The organism is Methylobacterium indicum, assembly GCF_017347565.1.
GTDB classification, from domain to species: domain Bacteria; phylum Pseudomonadota; class Alphaproteobacteria; order Rhizobiales; family Beijerinckiaceae; genus Methylobacterium; species Methylobacterium indicum.
The window spans coordinates 4,952,421-4,978,589 of the sequence record NZ_AP024145.1; the positions used below are offsets into that span (position 1 = coordinate 4,952,421).

Here is a 26,169-nt window from a genome sequence, read left to right on the forward strand (position 1 = left end):
TCGAATTACCGGTCCGTGCCGATCGACGCGCGATCCGCCCCGCCGGGGTTCAGCGCAGGAACTGCCCGAAGGCCCGCGGCCCGTCCGAGGTCTTCACGGTCCCGGTCACCCGCAGGGTCGCCGTATCGATCGCCGTGACGGTGTTCGATTCCCAGTTGGCGACATAGACCGTCTTGCCGTCCGGGCTCGCCTGGATGCCCTCCGGGTACTCTCCGACATCGAGGCGGGGCCCCGGTTCCAGGGTGGCGGTGTCGAAGGTGCTCACCGTACCACCATACTGGTCGGTCACGAAGGCGCGGCCCTGGGCGAGCGCCACCGCGTAGGGCCGCTCGCCGACCTTGACCCGGCCGACCTCGCGGCGCGTCGCGATGTCGACGACCGAGACGTCGTTCGAGCCGACATTGGCGCTGTAGGCCCGCTTGCCCGCGGCATCGATCGTGACCCCGAAGGGCCGGGTGCCGACCGGAATCACCGCGACCCGCTGGCGCGTCGCGGTATCGACGAGGGAGAGCGCGTCGTCGTCCCGGTCCGCCGCCAGGAGGAACCGGCCGTCCGGCGTCACCGCGATGCCCGACGGCGAGGTGCCGACCGGGATCTCGCCCGCGACCGTCAACGATGTCGGGTCGACCTGCCACAACCGCTTGGCGTACCAGTCGGCGACGTAGACCGCGCCGCTCACCGGATTGACCCCGACCCCGAGGGGACCGCCCCCGAGGGCGACCGTCTGCACGACCCGGCGCGTGGCGGCGTCGATCACCACCAGGGCCTTGCCCTCCGGCGCCGTGACGTAGACCCGGGCCCGATCGGGCGAGAGCGCGATGCCGGCCGGGGCGCCGGGCACGGGAATCGTCGCCACCCGCTTCAGCCCGTCGAGCTCGACCACGTCGACCGCGTCGGCGTTCTGGGCGGTGACGAACGCCTCCGTCGCCCCCGACGGCCCCGCCCGGGAGGGGACCGGCACGAGGCCGACCCCCAGGAAGAGGCAGAGCCCGGCGAGGGACCGGGCGCGCCCGCGGCTCACGAGCCGCTCTTCTCGAGCTTCGCCTTCAGGTTGTCGAGGCCGGCGCGGTACAGGGCCGACACCGCCTTGATCGCCGCCTCGTCGCTCAGCTCGGGCGGCGGATCGTTGTTCATGTAGCCGCGATAGAACGCGCCGTCCCACACCACCTCGGACGCCTTGCCGCCGTCCGCCGGCTCGACCTTGATCGTCGAGGAGTAGTTGTTGACCGGCAGGACCTTCACGTCGACTTTGTTGATACGGTACGACAGGCTCTTCTGCTCGGCCGAGTACTTGTAGAGCTCTTCCTCGACCGTGGCGCCGCCCTTCAGGGTGAGGGTGCGGGTGGCCTTGACCTCGTTGCCGCCCTTGCCCTCGGTCTTCTCGACCGGCGGCAGCCAGCTCATGTCCTGGAAGTTGCCGACCACCGCCCAGACCTTGTCCGGCGAGGCGTTGATCGTGACCTTCTCCTCGACCTTCTTGCGGGTCGGGCCGTGGGCCTGGGCGGCGGGGGCCGCCGCGAAGGCGGCGACCAGGGCCGCCGCGATGATGCGCTTCATCGGATCTCTCCTGTTCACGCGTGTCTCACGCGTCATCGACCGCGAGGGAACCTCCGGCCGCCTGGGGCAGGGCGGCCGCGACCTTCGCGGCGATCCAGTTCCAGGCCTCGCGCTCGGCGGGCCCGGCCGTCTTCTCGACGGCGATGCGGTGGTGGTGCAGCTCGGCCAGCACTGTCGCGGGCTCCAGCATGTGCAGGCGCGTCGACAGGATCGCCGCCTCCAGCACCGCGCTCTGCGCCCGGTTGTAACCCAGGAAGGGGCGGTGCGCCTCGGCGCGAACCACCCGGCCGCGGAAGCGCGGCCGGACGGGATCGTCGCGCACCTCCGCGACCTGCAATTCCATGTGGCCGTAGGCCGCCTCCAGGCGCGGTACCGGAATGTCGCGGCACGGGACGGTCGCCCAGTCGCGCCGGCCGGTGACGCAGCCGGCGATCACCCGCACGTCGGAGGGCGCGGCGGCGGCGAAGAACGGCACCGCCTCCAGGTTGGCGATGGTGGGCGAGGGCCGGAACGGCGCCACCCAAAAATCGTCGCCGTCCTGGATCAGCCCGAACGGCACGAGGTGCAGGGCGCCGTCGGGGTCGGCCGTCGTCACGATGGTCTCGAGGATCAGCGGCACGGCGCTCAGGGCTTTCCGCTCTGGCGGGTATGGCCCGGAGCCTTGAAGCGGGTGGTGTCCTCGGCGTCGGCGTCCATCGCACAGCCCCAGTCCAGCGGCTCGTCCTGCACGTAGCGCTTGCCGAGGCGCCAAGCCAGTTCCGCCTTGGTCAATTCCCCGCCGAGATAGAAGGCATGGCCGCCATCCGCCTCGACGCCGAGCTTGGGAAAGAACGCCATCGCGTCGCGCCCGACCTCGTGGATGTCGCGGTTGTAGATGTGGACCCCGTCCTCCGCGATCGCGACGCGGTAGTTCGGATCGCGCACGTCCGCGGCGAGCGCCGCGATCTCGTCCGCATTCTGGGTATAGGGCCGCTTGTCGTGCAGGGCGAGGAGGGCGCGGCCATAACCTTTGGGCAGGGCGGCGTCGGCCTTGGCCGCGTACATCACCCGGCGGGCGGCGTCGTGCTCCTCGACCGTGCGGCGGGTGTGGTTGGAGACCTGCACGATCAGCACGTTACCGATCGACAGTTCGGAGCACACGCCCATCAGCAGCGCCGTCACCCCGAGGCTGTCGGCCTCGGTGAGCTCGGTCAGGTTGCCGGTCCCCATCATCATGGCGATGTCGGGGTGGCGCCGCCGGGTCTCGTGGTAGCGCACGAGCGACGCCGCGAAGCCGAAATGGATCGGTTCGAGGATCGGGTCGGCGATGAAGGGTTTTCCCGCCCGCTGCATCCGCTCGATCGCCCGATCGAGGGAAGGCAGATCCTCGGGCCGCGTCGGCACCAGGATCGGCACCGCCTCGGTCTCGAAGGCGATGTCGAGGGTCTCCTCGTTGAGGCTGAGCAGGAAGTCGGCCCCGGCGGCCGCGCCGCGCCGCAGCTCGTCGGCCGAGAACGAATCGATGCTGACGCGCAGCCCTTCGGCCTTGAGGAGCCGCACCGTCTCGTCGAGATGGGGAAAGGCCGTGTCCGGCAGGCCGCCGAGATCGATCACGTCGGCGCCGCGGCGGGCGAGGTCCCGGGCACGGACGAGGATCTGCTCGGGCGTCATCCGCGAGGCGTCGACGATCTCGGAGAAGATCCGCACGTCGTGGTGCGTCAGGTCGACCTTGCGCCCGGCCAGCCCGAGGAAGACCGGCAGGTCGACGATCTCGTCGGGCCCGCGCTCCACCGGCACGCCGAAATGTGCCGCCAGCACGGCCGGGTCCGCCCGGCAGCGCCCGGGCAGGATGACCCGCGTCGCGTCAGCGGGGATCGTCACTCGGCGGCGGATGATCTCCTCGGTCATCAGCGCGGCGACCTTCACGCCGGCATCCGCGATGGTCCAGGCGAACCGCTCCGGCGGCAGGGTCGCGGCGATCTTCTCCAGCCGCGCCTTGGCGAGCCGTCCGGTGATGAAGACGAGGTGCTCCCTCACGCGGCGCGCTCCGACAGGGATTCGCGGCAGGTCCGGTCGCCGCCGGGGCCCCGTAGCACGATCGCGCCGGCGAAGAGAGTCGCAAAGGACGGGAAAGCGGCGTCGACCAGCCCGGCCCGCGCCAGATCCGCCAGGGCGCCCCCGGGCGCCGGATCGACGGACTTGACCAGCAGGCAGCGCGCGGCCCCGAGGCCGGCGGCGAGCCACAGAGCCAGGCTGTCCGAGGTCACCTCCCAGCTCTCCGGGATGTCGGGATGGCCGGCGCCGAGGGGGGAGGGATCCCAGACCGGCACGGCGCCGGCGGCGAGGCACGCCCCCGGCTCCGGCGTCACGACGAGACGCGGCTCCAGGGCGGCGAAGATCCGGGCCATGCCCGCCATCGCGTCGAGGGCGAGGCGATGGGCGAGGGGATCGGAGAATCCGAGGGCGCCTTGCGTCGTGCGCACCGCCTCGGCGAGCGCGCCGCCGCCCGGCACGATCGCGACCGGCCCGTCCTCCCCCTCGGCGAGGGACGCGAGAACACGGCGCAGCCGGTCGCGATCGGCCACGAGGCTGCCGCCGACCTTCACGACGGTGAGCCCCCCCGCAAAGCCCGTCTCCTGCCTCGGCACGGGGTCAGGCCGCGGCGACGCGGGACGCCGCCAGCCGCCGGGCCGCCTCGGCGATCCGCGCCGGATCGAGCCGCCCGGTCCGGTCCGCCGCCGCGCAGAGGCCGCCGCGGAAGCCGAGATAGCCGGGCCGCAAGGCCGCGAGGCCGGGGATGTCGTCGAGCCGGAGCGAGCCGGCGAGGCCCGAGAGCAGCCCGTGCGCCCGGCACGCCGCCGTGAAGCCGGCGAGGCGCGGGAGGTCCAGGTGGTCGGTGAGGCGCCGGCCGTCCTTGCCCCGCGTGTCGATCATCGCGCCGGAGAAGCCCGCGGCAGCGAGCCCCGGGACATCGGCCCCGTCCGGCCCGTCCTCGGCGAAGAGCACCGCGATCACCGGCGTGCCAGCGGGCAGAAGCAGGCCGGTCGCGTCCCGCCCCGGCGCCCAGGCGATCTTGAGGTAGCCGACCCCCGTGCCGGCGAGCGCCGCGAGGCAGCCGGACGCCTCCGCGGCGTCCCGCGGCTCGCCCCCCACCGCGCTGGTGAGCCGGTCGCCGGAGACCGCCACGATCGCCCGCACGGTCTCGGCCGGGAGCGCCCCGAGGGCGCCGCGCTCCGGGTCCTTGCCGTCGATCAGGTCGGCGCCGCCATCGCGGGCGAGCGCCGCCTCAGCGGCGTCGCGGACACTGACGAGGAGGCGGACGCGGGAAGAAGAGGGATCGGGCACGGGATCAGGACCGGTTCGGCAGCGGCTCGGCGAAGAGGCGGTTCTTGACCAGCGAGCGGACGCCGTGGAGCCAGGTCTCGTCGGTGTCGCCCTGGATCACCACCTGGCCGCCGCGCAGCACCTTGCCGCTCGCCACGTCCGTGATGGTGATGTTCAGGTTGAGCACCTGCGGCGCGCTGCGCTGGACGTAGCCGTAGACGACCAGAGCCGCCCCGGCCGCCTGGGCGATCTTTTCCGCGCAGCCCTCGCACTTGTAGAGCGGGGCGTCGCGCCGGATCGCCGCGGCCTGGGGCGCCAGGTCCACGGGGTCGAGCCCGCGCCCGGCAACCTCGCGCCGCAGGGCGTCGGTGGCCAGCGCCAGGCGCCGCGCCTCGTCGGGCTTCAGCGGCCGCGGCCCGATCACCCCGGGCTCGGCGAGCTCGATCGCGAACACCGCCGCGGGGCTCGACGCGGCCAAGACGGGCGAGATGACGGGCGGGCCGACGAGCAGGGCCGCCAGGGCGGGCAGGATCGCCGGGACGGAGAGGGCGCGCGGAACCAGCATCGGGCGACCCTCGCATGACGGCGCGGGCGGGCGCAACGCGGTCTCGCGCCACCGGCCTTCGGACTTTGGGCGAAGAAATTCTCAGAAATTCCTCATCGAACAGGCGTTGAGGGTGCGCGACGATCCGGGCTAGCCTGCCCCGGCATGGCCTCCTTCCGTAAGCGCGCCCTCGCCCCCCTCGGCCTCCTCGCCGCCCTGACGGCGGCGCCCGGGCCGTGGCTCCCCGAAGCCCAGGCTCAAGCGCCCGATGCAGGAGCGCCCGCGCCGCCGGCGGCCCAGCCCGCGGCCCCGAAGGCGGCGGAGATCCGCATCGGCCTGATCTACCGGCCGGCCCCGGCGCCGTCCTCCTACGACGCGCAGGCCGCACCCGAGGACGAGGGGCTGGCGGGCGCCAACCTCGCCATCCGCGACAACACCACGACCGGCCGCTTCGTCGGCCAGAGCTACGCCCTCGACGCGGTGGCGCTCGGCACCGCCGCCCCCGGCGCGCCGCCGCCGCAGAGCCCGGTGGACGCCGCCCGCGAACTCGCCGCCAAGGGCCTGCGCTTCATCGTGCTGGCTTTGCCCGCCGACGAGCTGCTGGCGGTGGCCGATGCGCTGAAAGGGTCGGGCGTCGTCCTGTTCAACGCCAGTGCCCCGGACGACCGCCTGCGCGGCACCGATTGCCGGGCCGACATCTTCCACGTCGCCCCGAGCCGGGCGATGCAGACCGACGCGCTGGCGCAGTTCCTGGCCTTCATGCGCTGGCGCAAGCTCTTCCTGATCACCGGCCCGCAGGACGGCGACAAGCTCTGGGCCGAGGCGCTGAAGCGCTCGGCCAAGAAGTTCGGGCTCCAGATCACGGCGGAACGCCCCTGGACCTTCGGGCCCCTGGCGCGGGCGCGGGGCGACACCCCGACCCGGGCCGAGGCCCTCGTCTTCACCCGCGGGCTCGACTACGACGTCGCCGTGGTGGCGGACGAGGCGGGCGATTTCGGCGATTACGTGCCGTTCCACACCGTCGACCCGCGGCCCGTCGTCGGCACGCAAGGGCTCGTCCCCACCACCTGGCACCCGACGCTGGAGGTCTGGGGCGCCGCCCAGGCCCAGAACCGCTTCCGCCGCCTCGCCGGCCGGCTGATGCGCCCCCTCGACTACCAGGTCTGGGCGTCGGTGCGCGCGGTCGGCGAGGCCGCCTTCCAGAAGAAGACCACCGACCCGGCGGCGCTCACGGCCGCGATCGCCGACCCGGCCTTCACCCTGCCGGGCTACAAGGGCGTGGCCTTGAGCTTCCGCCCCTGGGACCACCAGCTGCGCCAGCCGATGCTCCTGGTGCAGCCCCAGGCGCTCGTGGCGGTGGCGCCGGAGCAGGGCTACCTGCACCAGCGCACGCCGCTCGACACGCTGGGCATCGACCTGCCGGAGACGCAGTGCAAGCTGCCGAAATCGTGACTGCGACAATGGCGGAGAGGCTTCCGCCATAAGTCGGCCTCGCCCGCGGCCTCGCGGCAGGCCAGGTAAGATCCGACGACCCAAGAGACAGGCGGACCGCGTGCCATCAGCGCGGCCGGAAGGGAGGACGAATGAGCCGTCACCGGATCGGACCGGCGCGCCCCGCGGCGCTCGCGGCGGCGTTGTCCGCCGCTCTCCTCGCCGCGCCCGCCCAGGCCACCACGGTCTATGTCAGCAACGAGAAGGGCAACTCGGTCAGCGTCATCGACGTCGAGACCCTGAAGGTCACGGCGACCTGGCCGGTCGGTCGCCGGCCGCGGGGAATCACGGTCGGCAAGGACGGGAGCCTGCTCTACGTCTGCGCCAGCGACGACGACCGCATCGACGTGCTCGACACCAAGACCGGCAAGATCGTGCGCTCGCTGCGCTCGGGGCCCGACCCCGAGCAGTTCATCGCGCACCCCTCGGGCAACCCGCTCTACGTCGCCAACGAGGACGACAGCCAGGTCACGGTGCTCGACATCGAGAAGAACAAGGTGGTGGCCGAGGTGCCGGTCGGCGTCGAGCCGGAGGGGATGGGGTTGAGCCCGGACGGGTCGATCCTGGTCAACACCTCCGAGACCACCAACATGGCCCACTTCATCGACACCAAGACCTTCCAGGTGATCGACAACGTGCTGGTCGACGCGCGCCCGCGCTTCGCCGAGTTCAGCCGCGACGGCAAGTGGCTCTGGGTCTCGGCGGAGGTCGGCGGCACCGTCTCGGTCATCGACGTCGAGACCCGCAAGGTGGTGAAGAAGATCACCTTCAAGATCCCGGGCGTCACCGACGAGCAGATCCAGCCGGTCGGCGTGCGCCTGACCGGCGACGGCACCAAGGCCTTCATCGCGCTCGGGCCCGCCAACCGGGTCGCGGTGGTCGATGCCAAGACCTACGAGGTCCAGAAGTACCTGCCGGTCGGCCAGCGGGTGTGGCAGCTCGCCTTCACGCCGGACCAGAAATTGCTGTTCACCACCAACGGCACCTCGAACGACGTCTCGGTGATCGACGTCGAGGCCATGAAGGTGACGAAGAGCATCCCGGTCGGGCTCCTGCCCTGGGGCGTGGCGGTCTCGCCGCAATAGTTTCGTACTTCCCCTCCCCCTTGTGGGGCGGGGAGTGTGCTCGACCTCCCAACCGGACAGATCATGCGCGCCCTTCTCACCGCCGCCCTGGCCTTCGCCCTCCTCGCCACCCACGCCTCCGCGGGCGACCTCACCAAGGGCCGCACCGACCTGCCCGAGCTGTTCCTCGGCGCCGAGGACAACGACTACGCGGTGCCCGTGAAGGACATCGAGATGGAGGCGGGCAAGTCCTACCGCCTGCGCATCACCGCCAAGGGGCAGAAGGAGTACAAGTTCTTCGCCAGCGAGTTCTTCCGCGGCGTGTGGATGAACCAGATCGTCATCAACCACCTCGAGGTGCACATGGCCGGCCCGCCGCACCACCTCGAATTCGACGACCAGGGCACGATCGCGGTCGAGTTCGTCACCGTGCGGGCCGGCGAGTTCCCGTGGTCGGTCCAGGGGCTGGAGAGCCGGGGCATGACCGGGCGCTTCATCGTGAAATGATCCGGGGTAGGCGGGTCGCCACCGCCGGCCTACATCGACCGCACCACCAAGGAGGATACCCCCGGATGCGCGCGTTCCTCGCCGCCCTGCTCCTGCTGACGGCCTTGCCCGCCCGCGCCGACGATGCCGCGTCGTGCCGGGAGGGCATCGCGATGATCAAGGCCGAGCTGGCGAAGGCCCCGGCCGAGGCGGTCGCCAAGACCCTGAAGAAGGAATTGCGCGTCGCCGAGCGGGAGCTGGGCGAGAAGGAATACGACGAGTGCCTGGATGCGGTGCGCGACGCCCGCAAGGCGCTCGGCCGATGAGCGGGCCGGCGCTGGCGGTCGAGGGCGTCAGCCACCGCTTCGGCGCCCGCACCGCCCTCGACGCCGTGTCGTTCGAGGTGCCGCGGGCCGCCTTCGTGGCGTTGCTCGGGCCGAACGGCGCCGGCAAGACCACGTTGTTCTCGGTGGTCACCCGGCTCTATGCCAGCCAGGCCGGCCGGGTCGCGCTGCTGGGGCACGACCTGAACCGCGAGCCGTCGCAGGCGCTCGCCCGCCTCGGCGTGGTCTTCCAGGCCCGCACCCTCGACACCGACCTGACGGTGCGCCAGAACCTGCTCTACCACGCCGCCCTCCACGGCATTCCCCGCAAGGCCGCACTCGCCCGGATCGAGACGCTGCTCGCCCGCATCGGCCTGGTCGAGCGGCGCGACGACAAGATCCGCACCCTGTCGGGCGGCCAGTCGCGGCGGATCGAGATCGCCCGGGCGCTGATCCATTCGCCAGACCTGCTGCTCCTCGACGAGCCGACCGTCGGCCTCGACCTCGAATCCCGCGCCGACATCGTCGCCATCGTTCGCGCCCTGGTGCGCGAGGAGGGGCTGTCGGTGCTCTGGGCCACCCACATCTTCGACGAGATCGAGGGCGACGACCGGGTGGTGGTGCTGCATCGCGGCCGGATCATCGCCCGGGGTCTCGCCGGGGCGCTCAGCGAACCGACCGGCTCCCTCGAGACCGCCTTCCGCCAGATGACCGCCGAGCGCGGCCCCGACACCACGAAGAGGGTCGCATGAGGACGATGGCATGAGCGCGGGCGCGAGCCTCACTCCGGTCCGCGGCCGGCTCGATGCCGGCGGCTACCTCATCGCGTTGACGGGCATCGTCCGCCGGGAGCTGCTCCGCTTCTTCAACCAGAAGGAGCGGTTCTTCTCGGCGCTGGTGCGGCCGCTGGTCTGGCTGTTCATCTTCGCCGCCGGCTTTCGCAACACCCTCGGCCTGTCGATCACGCCGCCCTACGAAACGTATGTCCTCTACGAGGTCTACGTCGTGCCGGGGCTCGCGGTGATGATCCAGCTGTTCAACGGCATGCAATCCTCGCTGTCGATGGTCTACGACCGCGAGGTCGGCTCGATGCGGGTGCTGCTCACCAGCCCCTATCCGCGCTGGAGCCTGCTGCTGGCCAAGCTGATCGCCGGGGTGATCGTCTCGCTGATCCAGGCCTACGTCTTCCTAGCGGTGGCGAGCTTCTTCGAGACCGACATCCCCTGGAGCGGCTACCTCCTGGCCCTGCCGGCCTTCCTTGCCTCGGGCCTGATGCTCGGCGCCATCGGGCTGTTCCTGTCCTCGCTGGTGCGCCAGCTCGAGAACTTCGCCAGCGTGATGAACTTCGTGATCTTCCCGATGTTCTTCGCCTCCTCGGCGCTCTACCCGCTGTGGCGGATCAACGAATCGAGCGCGACGCTCTACTGGATCTGCCAGATCAACCCGTTCACCCACGCGGTCGAACTCGTGCGCTTCGCCCTCTACGGCGCCTTCAACCCGGTCTCCTGCGCGGTCGTCGTCGGGACCGGCCTCGCGTTCTTCGTCATGGCGGTGGCCGCCTACGATCCCGGCCGCGGGCTGCTCGCCCGGCGCGGCGGCCCGGCCGGGGAGGCGGGCTGACCGCCCATCATCGAGAGATGCCCATGATGCTCCGTTCCACCCTCGCCACGCTCCTGGTCCTGGCCGCCGTCCCGGCGCTCGCCCAGCCGAAGCCCGATTCCGACTGGCCCTGCGCCCAGCGCAAGGTCTCGACGCTGGGTCCCGGCGCGGTCTGGACCGGGCCCGACCCGACCCAGGCTCTGGCCGAGTGGGGCAACGACACCGACGCGGCCCTGCTGGCGCAAAAAATCGCGTCGCGTCGGCTGCCGCTGGACGAGGTCGACGGCCTCCTCGACGCGTTCACGGCCAAGCTCGACAAGGCCGAGAAGGATGCCCGCCTGACCCGCGTCTTCGCCGGCGTGTTCGAGGTGCTGAACGGCGAGCGCGACAAGGTGGTGGCCGGCATCGGCCGCTACGCCCGCGGCCAGAAGGTGATGGCCGAGCGCATCCGCGACGAGGCCGGGCGGATCAGCGAGGTCAAGACCGCGCCGGACGTCCCCGACACGAAGGAACTCGCCGAAATCGAATCCCGCTTCAATTGGGACAAGCGCATCTTCCAGGAGCGCAGCCAGTCGCTGACCTATGTCTGCGAGGTGCCGACCCTGCTGGAGCAGCGGCTGGGCGCGATCGCGAAGAAGATCCAGGCAAGGCTGTGACGGAGCCTGCCTCCCTACGACGAGCCTGAATACCCTCCGCGTCATCCCGGGGCCGCGCAGCGGAGCCCGGGATCCGGACGCTCAAGTCTTACAGGACGAGGCGGGACGCGTCCCGACTTCCATGGAACCATCGGCGGTTCCGGATCCCGGGCTCTCGCCTGCGGCGAGCCCCGGGATGCCCCTGCCAGGTGGACGCGTGTTCGCGGGCACACCTCCGCACCAGCGATGACCGCTCTCACCCCGCCGGGGTGAACAACTCCCCCTTGCCCAGGGTCGCGAGGTCGCCGCCGTAGCGGCGCATCGATCCGCGCAGCAGGGCCGCCGCCCCGGGGGAATGCGCCGCGATCGACTTCGCCAGCAAGCGCAGCACCACGAGATCCTGTCTCCCGGTCTCGGCGAAGGTCGGCAGCAGGGCGCCGTGGCGGGCGGCCACCAGGGTGCCGCGGCGCATGCCGTAGCCCGGATGGTCGCCGACGACTTCGGCCACGATCGTACCGGCGATCATGCGCGAGCCCGCATGGTCCCCGGCCTGCTTCACCACGATCAAGCCGGCGCGCATCCGGTCGCCGAGGCGGTCGCCGGCGCGACCGCCGATCAGCAGCGTCGCGCCGTCGAGCCCAGCGGGGGCGCCGTGGATCGCGCCGCCGGCGCTCTCGGCGGCGTCGCCGTCTATGCGGATCGTACCGCCCTTGGCCGCCGTGCCGGCGAAGGGGCCGGCGGAGCCCGAGACCGTGATCGTGCCGCCCGTCATGCCGGCGCCGAGGCGCTGGCCGACATCGCCCTCGATCACGATCCGGCCGGCTTCGAGGCCGGCGCCGATCCGGTCGAGGCGGTCGGTGGCACCGACGATCCGCAACTCGTCGGCCCCGTCGAGGGCGACCGCAAAGCAATCGCCGAGGGTGAGGCCGTGGCGGCTGGTGCCGACCGGCAGCCGGGCGGCCTCGCCCTCGGACAGGCCGGCCAGCGCCGCGGGGGTGATCCCGGCGAGATCCAGGCGTTCGGGAGGCGCGGCGCGTAGGGTCAGGGTGGTCATGCGGCCTCTCCGAGCAGGTCCCGGAGGTGAAAGTGGTGGCGCCCGAGATTGCCGCCGTAATTGCCCGCCGTGACCGCGACGAGGCCGAGATCGGCCCCGGCCTTCGTCGAGGCGTGGAGCGCCGCCCGCATCGCCGCCGAGACGGCGCCGGCCGAGAGCCCGTCGATGACGATCTCCAGCACCACGTCGACCTCCGGCGGCAGGAGCGAGCCGGCGCGGCCCTTCAGGGTCGGGCAATAGGCGTCGTTGGTCGAGGCCATCATGCCCTTGGTGCGTGCGCCGACCTTGGAGCCGGAGCGGACGACGCCGCCCGGGAAGGGCAGGATCGCGTCCGGGATCGCGCGGGCCGCCGCCACCGCGATCTCGGCCACCCGCAGGGTGTCGGGGAAGCGCCGGCCGAGGAACAGCAGGTTGCCGCCGCCGACCGCACCCTGGATCGTCGGCACGGAATGCTCGCAGACGAACTCGCCGTCCATCACCGGGGTGCGCCAGTAGCGACGCCCGTCGACGCGCTTGGCCGTGGCGAAGCCGTCGCCGAAATAGCGGATCGCCCCGCCGAGCTTGATCGCCTTGGCGGCGTTGGGGTCGTCCCAGGCGATGCCGGCATAGACCGCGCTGCCCGGCGAGGTCAGCACGCACTGTCCGACCCGGCGCAGGAGTTGGTCCTTGAGGCCGCCGGCATCGAAGCCGAACAGGAGGACGCGCACCCCGGGGCGCCCGTCCGGGGTGTCGTCGGGCGAGAGCACGGTGTCGATGCCCGCTTCCGCCCCGCAGCCGATCACCGAGGTGGCGAAGCCGGTCATGGTGACGGCGGCGATCATCGCCCATTCGGCGGTGTCGGCGGTGAGCACCAGGGCGGTGCCCGCCATGTCGAAGGCCTCCGCGAAGGTATCCTCGACTCGGATGCCGTTGAGGATCAGGTCCGGCATGCCACCGCCTCGAAAACCGGCTCGTCCGCCCGGCGGCCCGGGAAGGCCGCGTCGGGAACGGTGAAGCTCGACAGGCCGGCACCGAAGCGGCCCTGGAGATAGGACTCCGTCCGCCGCGCCATGCCAGCATCGGCCTCGACGGAGAGCTGGAGCGTGCGGCCGCGGGTCCAGGCGACGACCTCGCCGTCCTCGACGATCACCGTGCCGTCCTTGATCACCCGGTGGGCGCGGGCGAACATCGCGGTCCGGTCCGCCTGGTCGCGGTAGACCGCGATATCGGCCCGGGCCCCGGGGCGCAGATGGCCGCGGTCGGTGAGGCCCAAGAGCTTCGCCGGGCCCGAGCGGGTGAGCTGCGCCACCTCGGTGAGGGTGTATTCGCGCTCGATTCCCGCGAGGCCCGAGCGCTCGGCGGCGACCTTGGGATGGGCGGCGACCTCGCGGTCCCGCGCCTCCTTGTCCATCAGGAGGTGAAGGATGCGCGGATAGGCGGTGAACGGCCCGCCATTCGGATGGTCGGTGGTCAGGATGGTGCGCTCCGGGTCGGGCGAGAGCAGCATCAGCTCGAGCCCGATGGCGAATTGCAGCGACGAGGTCGGGCCGCGGTCGCGGTAGCGGAACGGCACGATGCCGCCGCCCTCGGCGTCGCCGGCATTGACGATCCACTTCTTCGGGCTCGCCCCCTTGCGGCCGGCGAACTGGCGCAGGACGTCGAGGGAGATGGTCGCGGTCTGGCCGAACACCACCTGGCCGATATCGAGCGTCGCGTTGGGATGGCGCGCCAGCGCCTCGGCGATCCGCGACGCGGCCGACTTGAAGCCGCCGGTCAGCGGGTTGTCCTTGTCCAGGGCCGCGTAGGCGTAGAACTGGGCGTGGGCGAAGTGGATCCGCCGGCCCTCCGCCGCCTCGAGGGTCTCGATCAGGCTGTCGTCGGCCCCGGGCAGGCCGAGATTGCTGCAATGGACGTGGAGCGGATGGGGCACCTTCAGCGCCTCGACCGCGTCGAGGAGCCCGTTGAGGATGGTGCGGGAGGTCAGCCCGTAGGCCGGCACCTCGTCGTCGAGGGAGAAGCGCACCGCTCCGTCCTTGAAGGCGTCGGCGCCGCCGGCATTGATCACCTTGACGCCGAGCGCCCGGGAGGTCGCGACGTTGAGCGCCACGAGGTCGCGCACCGCATCCGCGCTCTCGCGGTCGCGCAGGAGCTGGAGCAGCTGGTCGTCGTTGCCCATCACGCACAGCCCGCCCCGGTCGAGGAGCGGGATCTCGGCGAGTTCGAGCTGGGTGGCGAGCGCGTTGACCGGCGGCATCGCCGGCTCGACGGCGGTGGTGTAGCCCATCCGGGCGTAGAGCAGGCCGACGTCGCGGCCCGACCCGTGCGGGTTCGGCGCGTCGGGCTCGGACACGCCGAGCTCCGGCAGCAGCAGGCGCGCCAGCACGACGTTGCCGCCGGCGATGTGCGAATGGACCTCGACGCCGCCCGCCATGACGATGCAGCCGGCGGCATCGATGGTGCGGTCGGGCCCGCGATCCGGGGTGGCGACGATGCGGCCGTCCTCGATCCAGACGTCACTGACGGAGTCGCGCCCGGCGGTCGGATCGACCACCCGGCCGCCGGCGATGCGGGTCAGCATGAGGCGGAAAGCTCCGTAGGGGCCGCAGGCGCACGCATCGGTGCGGCGGCGAGGCGGTCGTGGAGGTCGGCGAGGATGGCGGCGGCGTCCGGAGCCGCGGCCGCGGCGGGCGCCCCGGCCTCGTGCCAGGCGATCGCGGCCCGGCCGGGATGCCAGAGGGCGGCGCCGGCCGTTTCGCCCGGCACGGCTACTGCGATCACGATCCGTGCCTCGCTGCCGGTCGGCGTCCCGAGGAGCGCCACGCTCGGCACGGTGCGGGTCCAGGCGGGCAGGGGAGCCGGCAGGGCGGCGAGCCACAGGGCCGCGTCGACCTCGCCGGCGGCGACCTGCCGTCCGGAATCGAAGCGCCAGGGATCGTGCTCGGGGCGCCCGCGGCCGAAGCCGACGCGCGGCCCCTGGCCGGTGCTCCAGGCCGCGACCTGCATGGCGGTGCGGCCCTGATGGGCATCGCCGAGGGCAAGCGCGAAGCAGCGGGTGGTCTCGTTGAGGTCCTTGACGAGACCGGTCAGCATCTCGGCCCCGAGGGCGCCGATCTCGGCCGGGTCGTAGACGATCACGCCGTAGAGGGCGTCGCGCAGGCGCGCCGCGAGGTCGGCCAGCGGATGGGGACCGGCGACGCGGCCGGCGACGAGCCCGCGCAGCAGCCCGATCGCCGCCGGGATCCCGGCCTCGCCCGCCGGGTAGGCGACGTGCCGAACGGCGCCGTCGCCGGTGCCGCCGAGGGTCGCGAGCGTGCGCGGACGGCCCGAGGCCCGGCCCCGCACGGGATCGCCCGCCGCGAGATCGGGCACGAGACCGGCGGTCCAGGGCGCCTGCCCGACGACCAGCACGAGGTCGGCCCGGCCCCGCGCCTCGGCCGGGGTCGTCGCCATGGCACCGACGGACGCGAGCGCGCCGAGATCGGCGTAGACCGCCGCGCCCGCCGCGGGATCGACGGAGGCGCCGACGGTCCGGGCGAGGTCGAAGGCCGCCTGCACGGCGGCCGCGTCGGCGCAGAGGCCGGCGACGAGGGGGCTGCGCGCCCCCGCCAGCAGCTCCGCCGCCGCCGCGACCGCCGCGTCGCGTTCCACCGCTTGCCCGTCGATCCAGGCCGTCATCCGCCCTCGCTCACGTCTTCGCGGTCCCGTGGATCGCCCGACCCGGACCCCGCTTCGATTCCGCGCCGGACGGTCGCATCCGGGAGGGCGGCGAGGCAAGTCCCCCGAAAGTCCGGCTCGCCGCACCGGGCGCCAGAAAATATCCGCCCCGCACCGTTGCGCCGAGAGTTGCCCAGGCGACCGACGGTGTGGGACAGTCCCGCGGCGGGACGGCCCGGCGCGGCCGCCCGGGCGGCAGGGTCGGGCAGCAGGGCAGGAAGCGAGGCCGGTTTGGCGCACGGGATGGGGACGGCGCGGGCTGAGGTGCGGGTGCGCGCCCCGGCGCGGCTGCATTTCGGGTTCCTCGACCTGCATGGCGGGCTCGGCCGGCGCTTCGGCAGCATCGGGCTCGGGCTCGACGCGCCCGGCCTCGACCTCACCGCCGCGCGGGCCGACACCCTCCGGGTCACCGGGGCCGACGGGCCCGGCATCGCCGCCGAATGCGCGCGGGTGCGCGGCTACGCGGCGCTCGCGGCCCGCCATCTCGGGGTGCCGGAGACGGGGGCCTTCCACCTCGCGGAGGCGATCCCCGCCCATGCGGGCTTCGGCTCGGGCACGCAGCTCGCCCTCTCGGTCGCCGCGGCCCTCGCGGCGCTCCACGGCGCCCCCTTCGCGCCCGCCGCCTTCGCGGACGTCCTCGACCGCGGCAACCGCTCGGGCGTGGGCCTCGCCGCCTTCGTCACCGGCGGCCTCATCGTCGATGGCGGGCGCGACGAGACCGACGCGCCGCCGCCCGTGATCGCCCGGCTCGCCTTCCCGGAGGCCTGGCGGGTGGTGCTGATGCTCGATGCGGGCCGCACCGGCGTCCACGGTTCCGAGGAGCGCCGGGCCTTCCGCGAACTGCCCCGGTTCCCCGCCGCGGAGGCGGCCGAGATCTGCCGCACGGTGCTGATGCAGGTGCTGCCCGCGGCCGTGACCGAGGATCTGCCGCGCTTCGGCTCCGGCATCACCGGGATCCAGCGCCGGATCGGCGACTACTTCGCCCCGCACCAGGGCGGGCGCTACGCCAGCGACGCGGTGGCGGCGGCGCTCGCCACCGTGGAGGCGGAGGGTATCGCGGGCTTCGGCCAGAGTTCCTGGGGGCCGACCGGCTTCGCCCTCGTCGCCGGTGCGGCGGAGGCCGAGGCGCTGGTCGCGACCCTGCGCGCCCGCCACCCGGACCTGGGCTACCGCATCGCGCGCGGGCGCAACCGGGGCGCCGAGATCGGCTGAGAGAGAATTCGGAAGCCATCTTCCGAGAATCCGCCGGGCCGGACCGACTCGAACCGGCGCAACAGCACTATCGTACAAGACACAGGCGGGACCGCCCGGCTTAGAAGGCGGGACGGCACCCGTCACGGCACGGGCTGCCGGTGCGGTCGCCCGGCTGCGCCGCTCCCGACAGGAGGTTCGAATGGCCCGCTCGATCCTGCACATGCTGACGCCGCTCAAGCACATGAGTCCGTTCGACGTGAACATGGCGGTGGATGCGGGCTTCGAGGTCGTCTCGACCTACACCGCCGTGGAGCCGGGCGAGGTGGTGCCGCTGGTCCAGGACTCGATCTTCTCCCGCGCGCCTCAGGACGGCACCCGCACGGCGATCTTCATCGGCGGCAAGAACGCCGAGGCCTCCCTCGACATGGTGGACGCGGCGACGAGCGCCTTCGTGCCGCCCTTCGCCAACCACGTCTTCGCCGACCCAGCCGGCTCCTTCACCACCGGGGCCGCGATGGTGGCCTGCGTGCGCAAGGCGCTGCACGACAGGTTCGGCGAGGGGCTCGCGGGCAAGCGCGTCGCGATCTACGGCGGCACCGGCGTCGTCGCCTATTGCGCCGCGGTCATCGCCGCCCAGGAGGGCGCCCACCCGGTCCTCGTCGGCTATAACGGCCGCGAGCGGGTGGCGGCGATCGCCGAGAGCATCCGCACCCGGTTCGGCGTCGCGGTCGAGGCCGCCGACGGCTCGGACCAGGCCGGCCGGCTCGCGGCGGCCCGGGACGCCGAGGTGATCCTGTCGGCGGCGGCCGCCGGCGTGCAGGTGCTGAGCGCCGAGGACCTGACCCAGGCCGGCCGACTGCTCGTCGCCGCCGACGTCAACGCCGTGCCGCCCGCCGGCATCGCGGGGATCGACGTCAACGCCGATGCGGTCCCGCTGCCGAGCGGACGGGGCGTGGGCATCGGCGCGCTCGCCATCGGCAACGTCAAGTACTGTACTCAGGCTGGGCTCTTCCGCCGCCTGCTCCAGGCCGACCAGCCCCTGGTCCTCGATTTCCGCGACGCCTATCGGCTCGCCGTCGAGCTGACCGGCCAAGCCGGACCCGCGTGACCCGACGGGACGAGACCGGACGGGCGGGGACCTCGCGGCGATGACCGGCGAGGCGGTGCTGATCGCCGCGCAATCCGGGCGGGCGCTCGCCGCCGCGGCTCGCCGGGCCGGGTACCGGCCCTTCGTGGCCGACCTGTTCGGCGACGACGACACCCGGTCCCTCGCCGCCGGCTATCGTCGCGTGCCGGGCCGCCTCGGCGCCGGCCCGGGGGCCCGCGGCGTGGAGGCGGCCCTCGCCGCCCTGGCGGCGGAAGCCGGCCCCGCAGTCGGCCTCGTTCTCGGCTCCGGCTTCGAGGGATCGCCTGGCCTGATGCGACGCCTCGCGGAGCGGTATCCCCTGCTCGGCGCCTCGCCCGACGCGGTGGCGGCGCTGAAGGACCCGGACTCTTTCGCGGCGTCGTGCGCCCGCCTCGGCATTCCACACCCCGAGATCGCCCTGGCGCCGGTGGCGGCCCCCGATTCCTGGCTCGTGAAGCGGCGCGGCGCCTCGGGCGGCGGCCACGTTCGGGCGGCCCGGACGGGACGGCTGCCGAGGAACGCCTATCTCCAGCGCCGCGTGCCGGGCCGGCCGCACGCCCTCGCGGCGCTCGCCGACGGGCGCGGGATCGCCGTGCTGGCCGCGAGCGAGCAATGGACCGCGCCGGGCGCGGACCGGCCCTTCCGCTATGCCGGCGCCGTCGGTCCGGTCGCCCTGCCGGACGGCGTGCGGGCTGCGGTCGTGGAGGCACTCGCCGGCCTCGTCGCCGCGACGGGCCTGCGCGGCCTCGTCAGCGCCGATGTCCTGGTCGAGGGCGAGGCGTGGTGGCTCCTCGAGGTCAATCCGCGGCCCGGCGCCACCCTCGACCTCCTCGATCGCGGGCCCGTGCCGCTCTTCGCGGCCCATCTCGCCGCGAGCCGGGGCCGGCTGCCGCAGGCCCTGCCGGTGCCTGGGGATGCGGCGGCGACCGAGATCCTCTATGCCGACGCGGCGATTCCCGCGGTTCCGGCCCTCGACTGGCCCGACTGGGCGATGGACCGCCCCGCCGCCGGCAGCCGGATCGAGGCCGGCGCCCCGATCTGCACGGTGATGGCCGAGGGAGCGGACGCGATCGCGGCCCGCCGCGCCCTCGAAGCCCGGGCGGCCGCGTTGCGGGCGCAGTTGGCGAAAAGGCCAGGAGACGCCGCGTTGGCTTTCGCACGCCGCAGCGTCATGCTCGGCGGCGAGGCGCGCGATCCCCTCTCTCGTGCGGGAGGGGGGATCACGCGCCCCGACTAGAGCATTTTCCGACGAAGTGGATGCCGGTTCGTCGAAGAAAATGCGATATAACAAAGACATAGAGAGCTTCGCGATTGCAGCGCGATCGTGAAGTGCTCTAGACCGCGCCCGATCGCGTCGCGATCGGACGCTGCTCTAGGTCTTTGATATTTCTGCATTTTCTACGACGGACCGGTATTCGCTCCGTCGGAAGATGCTCCAGCGTCCCAAGGGGCCTCGAAGACCCCGATCGATTCGACCGGCCGACCGGAGGCCGACACGCCCCGGCCCGGCCCAAGGGAGTCCACCCGATGAGTTCCACCCCCACTGCCGCCGCCCGCCCGAGCGTCAACGCGCTCGCCGCCCCCCTGGTCGAGGCCCTGGCCGCCGAGGCGGTCCGCCTGCGCCTCGCCGTGTCGCGGGCGCCGGACGGCTCGCGTCTGATCGATGCCGGGGCGGGCGTGCGCGGCTCGATCGAGGCCGGCCGGCGGATGGCGGAGATCTGCCTGGGCGGTCTCGGCACCGTGACGATCGCCCCCGCCGGCCCGCTCGAGGCCTGGCCCTTCACGCTCACCGTGCACAGCACCGATCCGGTGCTCGCCTGCCTCGGCAGCCAGTATGCCGGCTGGAGCCTCGCCGACGAGACCGGAGATTCGGGCTTCTTCGCCCTCGGCTCCGGCCCGGGGCGGGCCGCGGCGGCGGTCGAGCACCTGTTCGAGGAGCTGGCCTACCGCGATTCCGCCGAGCGCATCGCCCTGGTGCTCGAATCGGCGAGCCCGCCGCCGGCCTCCGTCACCGCCAAGGTGGCCGAGGCGGCCGGCGTGAAGCCCGCCGACGTCACCTTCGTGTACGCCCCGACCCAGAGCCTCGCCGGTGCGACCCAGGTGGTCGCCCGGGTGCTCGAGGTCGCGCTGCACAAGGCGCATTCCGTCGGCTTCGACCTCAATGCCGTCGTCGACGGGATCGGCGCCGCGCCGCTGAGCCCGCCGCACCCGGACTTCATCCAGGCGATGGGCCGCACCAACGACGCCATCATCTATGGCGGCCGGGTCCAGCTCTTCGTCGAGGCGGACGACGCCGACGCCAAGGGCCTGGCCGAGGCGCTGCCGAGCACGACCTCGCGCGACCACGGCGCCCCCTTCGCGGAGATTTTTTCCCGCTTCAACGGCGATTTCTACGCCATCGACAAGCACCTGTTCAGCCCGGCCGAGGTGGTGGTGACCTCGCTGCGCTCCGGCCATAGCCACCGCGCCGGCCGGCTCGTGCCGGAGTTGGTGGCGCGCTCCTTCGCCTGAGGCGGAATCGAGAGGATCGGGGTCATGCGGATCGGGCTCGCGGCCGATAACGGCGCCTGGCACAAGGCCCGGCTGCTGGCCGCGCTGACGGCGCTCGGCGCCACGCCGGTGCTGTTCTCGCTCGCCGACGTCACGGTGGAGACCGGCTACCCGGAGCCCCTGCGGGTGCCGGGCTTCGGCGACGCCCTGCCGGACGGGGTGCTGCTGCGCACCATCGCGGGCGGGACCTTCGAGGCCACCACGATGCGGCTCGGCGTGCTGCACGCGCTCGTCGCCGCCGGCACCGTGGTGTGGAACGGGCCCTCGGCCATCGAGCGCTCGGTCGACAAGGCGATGACGAGCCTGCTCCTCGCGCGCCACCGCATCCCGACGCCCGAAACCTTCGTGCTCTCGCGCCGGGACGCCGCCGCCGCGGTCGTGGCCCGGGAGGCGGCACCCGGCCGCCCGCTGGTGCTCAAGCCCCTCTTCGGCTCGCAGGGGGAGGGGCTTCAGCTGATCGCCCGACCCGAGGAGCTGCCGCCCGAGGAGCTGGTCGGCCGGGTCTACTACCTCCAGCGCTACGTCGCCCGCCGCGACGGCGCCTGGCAGGATTACCGGGTCTTCGTCTGCGCCGGCCGGGCCGTCGCCGGGATGATCCGCGAGGGCGACGGCTGGATCACCAACGTCCACCGGGGCGGCCGGCCGCTGCCCTGGCGCCCGCCGGCCCGGGCCGCGGAACTCGCCGAGGCCGCCGCCGCCGCGGTCGGCTGCGGCTATACGGGGATCGACCTCGTCGAGGACGGGGAGGGCGGCTTCCAGGTGCTCGAGGTCAACAGCATGCCGGCCTGGTCCGGGCTGCAGCAGGTGACGCAGGTCGACATCGCCCGGGAGGTCGCCGCCGGCTTCCTGGCGGCGGTGCGGGCGGGACACGCGCCGCGGCTGGTCGCCCTGTGACGGCTGGCCCTGTGCCGTCGCCGGGTCTCGGCGCGGACACCATCGCGGCGGCCTATCTCGCCGCGTGCCGGGCGGAGCTCGCGGCGATCAAGCCCGGCAACGTCCATATCCACGCCGCCGGGCACCGGATGAGCGTGGCGGATTTCGAGGCGAGCGCGGCGCTCTCGGCGCCCCCTCTCGCATCCGCCGGGGCCGGGGTCGGCGCCCGGGCCGAGGGCGCGGTCGCCGCCACGCGGGCGGGGGTCGGCCAGAACACGAATCTCGGCATCGTGCTGCTCTGCGCGCCGCTCGCCCGCGCGGCCGAGCGGCCGGGGCCCCTGCGCCCGGCGCTCGATGCCGTGCTGGCCGACCTCGACGACGCGGACGCCGCCGGGATCTACGCGGCGATCCGGCTCGCGAGCCCGGGCGGGCTCGGCCGGGCCGAGCGCCACGACGTGACGGCGGATGGCCCGCCGCCGCCGGTGCTCGCCGCGATGGGCGAGGCGGCCGCGCGCGACCGCATCGCGCGGGCCTACGTCACCGGCTTCGAGGACCTGTTCGACACCGGGCTCTCGGCCCTCGCGCAGGCACGGGCCCGCGGCCTCGCAGAGCCCTGGACCACCACGGCGGTCCATCTCGCCTTCCTGACCGGCTTTCCCGACAGTCACCTCGCCCGCAAGTTCGGCGCGGCAGCGGCCGAGACGGTGCGGGCGGAGGCGCAGGCCGCCCTCGGTGCCCTTACCCTGGGCGAGGAGGCGCGCGCCGCGCTCCTTTCCCACGATTCCGCCTTGAAGGCCGCCGGTCTCAACCCGGGCACCAGTGCCGACCTCACGGTCGCGACGCTGTTCCTCGACGCCCTCGCTCGAGCGAAGGCCGGCGAGGGGTCCGAACCGGCGCAACCTGCCAATAAGTCTTAACCCCGTAAGAGCTTTCCTTCCGTCGCCGAGCCGGAAATGGCCCAATGTACCGGGCCGGCCGGCTTGTTCGGAGTTCAGCGGCGCTGTAGGGTCCGCCCGCCATCCAGACAACCGGTTCGGCTCACGCTGAACGCCGACAGCAAGGATGGCGGTGCTGCGCCGCACTGATGTGGCGGCCGGCTAACCTTTCGACACCTGGGAGAAGCCCCACATGGCGACGATCAACAAGGTGATGGTCGGCGAGGCCCTCGTCGGCGACGGCAACGAGGTCGCCCATATCGATCTCATCATTGGCCCGCGCGGCAGCGCCGCCGAGACGGCGTTCTGCAACAGCCTGACCAACAACAAGCACGGCTTCACCAGCCTGCTCGCCGTGGTCGCGCCGAACCTGCCGTGCAAGCCGAACACCCTGCTGTTCAACAAGGTCACGATCAACGACGCCCGCCAGGCGGTCCAGATGTTCGGACCCGCCCAGCACGCCGTCGCCAAGGCGGTGCAGGATTGCGTCGCCGAGGGCATCATCCCGGCCGCCGAGGCCGACGACCTGTACATCCTGGTCGGCGTGTTCATCCACTGGGAAGCCGCGGACGACGCCAAGATCGAGAAGTACAACTACGAGGCGACGAAGCTGTCGATCGAGCGCGCCATCAAGGGCACGCCGACCGCCGCCGAGGTCACCCAGCAGTACAAGAGCGCCCAGCACCCCTTCGCGGCGAACGTCGCCTAGACAGGAAACCGTCCGGAGCAGTCAGCGGCGCCTCCACCGCCGCCCCCGCCGCCTCCGCCGCAGGGTCTGTTCCAGCGACTGGCCTCCATTTTTCTCGGACGCTGAACGCAACGATCGGGAGGGCCCCCAGGGGCCCTCCCTTTTTTGTTGCCGGTGCGGCGCGTGGGCCCCATCGGTCCGTCCGAGACCGCGAGGATGCGGATCCCGGACCGCCCGTGCCGGCCACGAGCCGGCTACGAGCCGGCCACGAGCCGGCTACGAGCCGGCCACGAGCCGGCGCCATCTGCACGGAGCATGGGCAAATTTCAGGGGCGGCACATCTTTGAGCGCCGGTACCCGGCCAATTCCGGCCCGGTCCGCTATTCCCGTCGGCAGCATGCTGTAGATTGAGGCAGGGACGGTCGCATCAGACGAACGCCCGGAGGACGCACACGACCGAGGGAGATAGGCCATGCAGGACGTCGCACGGGCGCCGGACGCGCCGCTGAAGCGGGTCGAGAGCACCGCCTGGTGGGCGGCGATGCCCCTCGATCTCTGGGGCGTGGTGCTGGCGGTGATCGCCGCGGGCGGGCTGAAGCTCGCCGGAATCCTGCCCTGAGACCTCCCCACCGCCGTCGCACTCTCGCCAAAGCGTCCGACCAGCGTCGCCGTCAAGGGTTTCGCAACGAACGGCCGGCACGATCCTCGCCTGGACCGACAGCGAATCGCTCGCGCGCAGGAGGACGGTTCCATGCTGATGGCCTTCGTCGGACGCCTCGCCCAGCACTGGCGGGATCTCGTCGCGGAGTTCATGGACCCCTACCGCCCCGAGCTGCACTACATGCGCGGCCCCGGCCCGCGCTGGCGCGAGCGGCATCCCGAGGGCTGAGGCTACGGCCAACCGGGCTCGGCGCTCATTTGGGGGCGCCGCCTTGCGCACCGGTTCCGGTCGGGTCCAACTCGCGGACCCGTTCCACGACCGGAGCCTGCCCGTGAGCACCGCGCCCGACTCCGCCCAGAAGTTCGACACCTCCCGCGCCGGGGAATACCGGCAGCAGAGCCGCATCGCGCTCGCCGGCTACGAGGCCTGCCACGAACTCTCCGCCTGCTTGCTGGCGGCCGCCCTCGGCACCGGACGCGAGGCGCGGATCCTGGTGGCGGGGGCCGGCGGCGGAGCGACGGAGATCGTCACGGCGGCGGCCCTGGAGCCGAACTGGCGCTTCTTCGCGGTCGATCCGTCCGAGCCGATGTTGGCGCTGGCCGTCGCCCGGCTGGAGGAGACCGGCCTGACGGCGCGGACGGAGGTGGTGCGCGGGACCGTCGCCGACCTGCCGGACGGGGACGCGTTCGACGCCGCGACCCTGATCGGGGTGCTCCACCACCTGCCCGGCGACGCGGCCAAGCGGGCGATCCTGCAGGACATCGCCCGGCGCCTGCGCCCCGGCGCGCCGCTGATCCTCGCGGGCAATTACCGGGCCTATGCCAGCGAGCCGCTGCTGCTCGCCGCCTGGGGCGAGCGCTGGCGCCAGCAGGGAGCCGGACCCGCGGAGGTCGAGGCGAAGCGCGCCAGGATCCTGCAGGGGGCGGACCCGCCCCCGTCGGAGGAGGCGGTCGCCGATCTCCTGCGCGAGGGCGGCTTCGCGCCGCCCCTGCGGTTCTTCTCGAGCCTGTTCTGGGGCGCCTGGCTCGCCCGCAAGTCCCCGGACGCGGCCTGAACGGCGCGCCCGGGATCGGACGGGGTCAGCCGGAGACCGCCGCCGCCTCGGCGAGCGTGTCGGGCCGGTCGGAGAGGCGGCTCGCGACCAGAAGCCCGATCAGCGCCGACCCGGCGATGATCAGGGCCGGCGCCGCCGTCCAGCCGGTGGCGCCGATCAGCGCGTTGGCGGCGAGCGGACCGAGCCCGCTGAGCAGCGTGAAGCCGATATTGAGCGAAAGCGCGACGCCGCTGAACCGCACCCGGGTCGGAAACAGCCCGGCCAGCAGGTAGGCGAAGCTGCCGTTGGCGCCCGCCACCGCCATGGTGAGGAGCGGCAGCACCAGGAACAGGTTGGCATCGCCCCGCGCCAGGACCTGATAGGCGGGGATCACGCCGAGCAGGACGACGAGGGCGGAGGCCTGCATCAGGCGCCGCGGCGCCACCCGGTCGGCGAAGAACGAGGCGAAGAGCAGCGAGGCCGACATGGCGAAGAGCGCGACGTTCATCGCCACCGCCACGGTCTTCGGGGGATATTTGAGCACCTGGATCAGGTAGGCCGGCATGTGGGCGAACAGGATGCCGTTGAAGCCCGCCGTGAGCGCCACGATGCCGACGCCGACGAGCACCCGGCCGCGATGGTCGCGCAGTACCTCTCCGACCGGGCTGCGGGCGGCGCGATGCTGGAGGCGCAGGAACTCGGGCGTCTCTTCCAGGGAGCGCCGCAGCCAGAAGCTCACCAGCCCGACCACGCCGCCGAACAGGAAGGCGAGGCGCCAGCCGGATTCGGCCATGACGGCCGGCGGCAGGACCGATTGCAGGGCGAGGTTGACCAGAGCCGCGAGCAGCACGCCGCCGTTGACGAGGCAGAAGACGATGCCGCAGGCGAGCCCCGGGCGGCGCGAGGCGGTCTCGACCACGAAGGTGATGGCGCCGGGGAGTTCCCCGCCGATGCAGAGCCCCTGCACGAAGCGCAAGGTCACGAGGAGCAGGGTCGCCCACACGCCCCAGGAGGCGTAGGAGGGCACCAGACCCATGGCGAGGGTGCAGGCCGACATGGTGAAGACGGTGACCACGAACACCGTCTTGCGGCCGTAGCGGTCGCCGAAATGGCTCAGCACCAGCCCGCCGAGGGGCCGGGCGAGGTAGCCGACCGCGAACACCGCCAGCGACAGCGTGAGCGCCACCACCGGATCGGTCGCCGGGAAGAACGCCGCGGCGATATCCTTGGCGAAGATCCCGTAGACGATGAAATCGTAGTATTCGAGCCCGCCGCCGAGGCTTGCGAGCAGCGTCATCTTCCATTGGCGGCGGGTGAGATCGTGCCCGCCGCCCCCGTTCGGTGTCATCGTGGTATCCTC

29 protein-coding genes are annotated in these 26,169 nt (G+C 72.9%); 17 read left to right on the forward strand and 12 right to left on the reverse strand.

Annotated elements, in window-relative coordinates; genetic code table 11:
• Positions 1-49: 49 nt before the first annotated feature.
• From miv_RS22995 to miv_RS23025, 7 genes are read right to left on the reverse strand one after another with little or no spacing between them, the layout of a single operon-like run.
• The gene (locus miv_RS22995) at positions 50-976 is read right to left on the reverse strand and encodes a YVTN family beta-propeller repeat protein (RefSeq protein WP_207183602.1); all 927 of its coding nucleotides are present in this window, start codon (positions 974-976) and stop codon (positions 50-52) included.
• 41 nt (positions 977-1,017) lie between these two features.
• Positions 1,018-1,557, reverse strand: a complete 540-nt coding sequence (locus miv_RS23000; protein ID WP_048426569.1) for an SRPBCC family protein — start codon at positions 1,555-1,557, stop codon at positions 1,018-1,020.
• 25 nt (positions 1,558-1,582) lie between these two features.
• Positions 1,583-2,176 (reverse strand): DUF447 domain-containing protein, encoded by a 594-nt coding sequence (locus miv_RS23005; protein ID WP_207179100.1) that lies wholly within the window; start codon positions 2,174-2,176, stop codon positions 1,583-1,585.
• Between the two features lie 5 nt (positions 2,177-2,181).
• Positions 2,182-3,573: a DUF6513 domain-containing protein gene (locus miv_RS23010; RefSeq protein ID WP_207179102.1), complete on the reverse strand. Its 1,392-nt coding sequence runs from the start codon at positions 3,571-3,573 to the stop codon at positions 2,182-2,184.
• The gene (locus miv_RS23015) at positions 3,570-4,184 is read right to left on the reverse strand and encodes an amino acid kinase family protein (protein WP_207179104.1); all 615 of its coding nucleotides are present in this window, start codon (positions 4,182-4,184) and stop codon (positions 3,570-3,572) included. The genes miv_RS23010 and miv_RS23015 overlap by 4 nt, the downstream gene beginning before the upstream one ends.
• A gap of 4 nt (positions 4,185-4,188) precedes the next feature.
• Complete coding sequence (locus tag miv_RS23020; protein ID WP_207179106.1) at positions 4,189-4,881, reverse strand: (5-formylfuran-3-yl)methyl phosphate synthase; 693 nt, start codon at positions 4,879-4,881, stop codon at positions 4,189-4,191.
• A gap of 4 nt (positions 4,882-4,885) precedes the next feature.
• On the reverse strand, positions 4,886-5,425 hold the full coding sequence (locus miv_RS23025; RefSeq protein WP_207179108.1) for a DUF3280 domain-containing protein: 540 nt from the start codon (positions 5,423-5,425) through the stop codon (positions 4,886-4,888).
• A 144-nt stretch (positions 5,426-5,569) separates the two neighbouring features.
• Here miv_RS23025 and miv_RS23030 point away from each other — a divergent pair, with 144 nt between their 5' ends.
• The 7 genes from miv_RS23030 to miv_RS23060 all read left to right on the forward strand — a co-directional run bounded on the left by miv_RS23030 (position 5,570) and on the right by miv_RS23060 (position 11,023).
• Complete coding sequence (locus miv_RS23030; RefSeq protein ID WP_048426575.1) at positions 5,570-6,856, forward strand: ABC transporter substrate-binding protein; 1,287 nt, start codon at positions 5,570-5,572, stop codon at positions 6,854-6,856.
• 131 nt (positions 6,857-6,987) lie between these two features.
• Positions 6,988-7,980, forward strand: coding sequence for a YVTN family beta-propeller repeat protein (locus miv_RS23035; RefSeq protein ID WP_048426576.1), 993 nt, complete (start codon positions 6,988-6,990; stop codon positions 7,978-7,980).
• A 63-nt stretch (positions 7,981-8,043) separates the two neighbouring features.
• Positions 8,044-8,466: a cupredoxin domain-containing protein gene (locus miv_RS23040; RefSeq protein ID WP_058617832.1), complete on the forward strand. Its 423-nt coding sequence runs from the start codon at positions 8,044-8,046 to the stop codon at positions 8,464-8,466.
• Positions 8,467-8,531: 65 nt separating this feature from the next.
• On the forward strand, positions 8,532-8,771 hold the full coding sequence (locus miv_RS23045) for a hypothetical protein (protein WP_048426578.1): 240 nt from the start codon (positions 8,532-8,534) through the stop codon (positions 8,769-8,771).
• Positions 8,768-9,520, forward strand: coding sequence for an ABC transporter ATP-binding protein (locus tag miv_RS23050; RefSeq protein ID WP_048426579.1), 753 nt, complete (start codon positions 8,768-8,770; stop codon positions 9,518-9,520). Before miv_RS23045 ends, miv_RS23050 begins: the two co-directional genes overlap by 4 nt.
• A gap of 10 nt (positions 9,521-9,530) precedes the next feature.
• Positions 9,531-10,388 (forward strand): ABC transporter permease, encoded by an 858-nt coding sequence (locus miv_RS23055; RefSeq protein WP_048426580.1) that lies wholly within the window; start codon positions 9,531-9,533, stop codon positions 10,386-10,388.
• A 26-nt stretch (positions 10,389-10,414) separates the two neighbouring features.
• A complete protein-coding gene (locus miv_RS23060) occupies positions 10,415-11,023 on the forward strand; it encodes a hypothetical protein (protein ID WP_207183603.1) in 609 nt (202 codons plus the stop codon).
• Positions 11,024-11,258: 235 nt separating this feature from the next.
• On the opposite strand, the gene miv_RS23065 is transcribed toward miv_RS23060, so the two are convergent.
• The 4 genes from miv_RS23065 to miv_RS23080 are packed head-to-tail and all read right to left on the reverse strand — an operon-like array spanning position 11,259 to position 15,710.
• Complete coding sequence (locus tag miv_RS23065; RefSeq protein ID WP_058617829.1) at positions 11,259-12,056, reverse strand: formylmethanofuran dehydrogenase subunit C; 798 nt, start codon at positions 12,054-12,056, stop codon at positions 11,259-11,261.
• On the reverse strand, positions 12,053-12,985 hold the full coding sequence (gene fhcD / locus miv_RS23070; RefSeq protein WP_058617828.1) for a formylmethanofuran--tetrahydromethanopterin N-formyltransferase: 933 nt from the start codon (positions 12,983-12,985) through the stop codon (positions 12,053-12,055). Before fhcD ends, miv_RS23065 begins: the two co-directional genes overlap by 4 nt.
• Positions 12,973-14,613: a formylmethanofuran dehydrogenase subunit A gene (locus tag miv_RS23075; RefSeq protein ID WP_207179110.1), complete on the reverse strand. Its 1,641-nt coding sequence runs from the start codon at positions 14,611-14,613 to the stop codon at positions 12,973-12,975. Before miv_RS23075 ends, fhcD begins: the two co-directional genes overlap by 13 nt.
• Positions 14,607-15,710, reverse strand: a complete 1,104-nt coding sequence (locus tag miv_RS23080; RefSeq protein WP_048426584.1) for a molybdopterin-binding domain-containing protein — start codon at positions 15,708-15,710, stop codon at positions 14,607-14,609. The genes miv_RS23075 and miv_RS23080 overlap by 7 nt, the downstream gene beginning before the upstream one ends.
• A gap of 282 nt (positions 15,711-15,992) precedes the next feature.
• On the opposite strand from miv_RS23080, the gene miv_RS23085 reads away from it, so the two are divergent.
• The 10 genes from miv_RS23085 (at position 15,993) to miv_RS23130 (ending at position 24,830) form a co-directional block, all read left to right on the forward strand.
• Positions 15,993-16,961: a beta-ribofuranosylaminobenzene 5'-phosphate synthase family protein gene (locus miv_RS23085; protein ID WP_207183604.1), complete on the forward strand. Its 969-nt coding sequence runs from the start codon at positions 15,993-15,995 to the stop codon at positions 16,959-16,961.
• 181 nt (positions 16,962-17,142) lie between these two features.
• Positions 17,143-18,051, forward strand: coding sequence for an NAD(P)-dependent methylenetetrahydromethanopterin dehydrogenase (locus miv_RS23090; protein ID WP_207179112.1), 909 nt, complete (start codon positions 17,143-17,145; stop codon positions 18,049-18,051).
• Between the two features lie 40 nt (positions 18,052-18,091).
• Positions 18,092-19,306, forward strand: a complete 1,215-nt coding sequence (locus miv_RS23095) for an ATP-grasp domain-containing protein (RefSeq protein ID WP_207179114.1) — start codon at positions 18,092-18,094, stop codon at positions 19,304-19,306.
• Between the two features lie 290 nt (positions 19,307-19,596).
• On the forward strand, positions 19,597-20,580 hold the full coding sequence (gene mch, locus miv_RS23100; protein ID WP_207179121.1) for a methenyltetrahydromethanopterin cyclohydrolase: 984 nt from the start codon (positions 19,597-19,599) through the stop codon (positions 20,578-20,580).
• 24 nt (positions 20,581-20,604) lie between these two features.
• A complete protein-coding gene (locus miv_RS23105; protein WP_058617822.1) occupies positions 20,605-21,513 on the forward strand; it encodes an ATP-grasp domain-containing protein in 909 nt (302 codons plus the stop codon).
• An 11-nt stretch (positions 21,514-21,524) separates the two neighbouring features.
• On the forward strand, positions 21,525-22,409 hold the full coding sequence (locus tag miv_RS23110; RefSeq protein WP_207179123.1) for a triphosphoribosyl-dephospho-CoA synthase: 885 nt from the start codon (positions 21,525-21,527) through the stop codon (positions 22,407-22,409).
• 211 nt (positions 22,410-22,620) lie between these two features.
• Positions 22,621-23,136, forward strand: a complete 516-nt coding sequence (fae, locus tag miv_RS23115) for a formaldehyde-activating enzyme (RefSeq protein WP_048431570.1) — start codon at positions 22,621-22,623, stop codon at positions 23,134-23,136.
• 451 nt (positions 23,137-23,587) lie between these two features.
• Positions 23,588-23,734, forward strand: coding sequence for a hypothetical protein (locus miv_RS23120; protein ID WP_207179125.1), 147 nt, complete (start codon positions 23,588-23,590; stop codon positions 23,732-23,734).
• Between the two features lie 132 nt (positions 23,735-23,866).
• Positions 23,867-24,004 (forward strand): hypothetical protein, encoded by a 138-nt coding sequence (locus miv_RS23125; RefSeq protein WP_165602036.1) that lies wholly within the window; start codon positions 23,867-23,869, stop codon positions 24,002-24,004.
• A 103-nt stretch (positions 24,005-24,107) separates the two neighbouring features.
• Positions 24,108-24,830: a class I SAM-dependent methyltransferase gene (locus miv_RS23130; protein ID WP_207179126.1), complete on the forward strand. Its 723-nt coding sequence runs from the start codon at positions 24,108-24,110 to the stop codon at positions 24,828-24,830.
• Between the two features lie 25 nt (positions 24,831-24,855).
• Here miv_RS23130 and miv_RS23135 read toward each other — a convergent pair whose 3' ends face one another.
• Positions 24,856-26,157, reverse strand: coding sequence for an MFS transporter (locus tag miv_RS23135; protein ID WP_207179129.1), 1,302 nt, complete (start codon positions 26,155-26,157; stop codon positions 24,856-24,858).
• Positions 26,158-26,169: the final 12 nt, after the last annotated feature.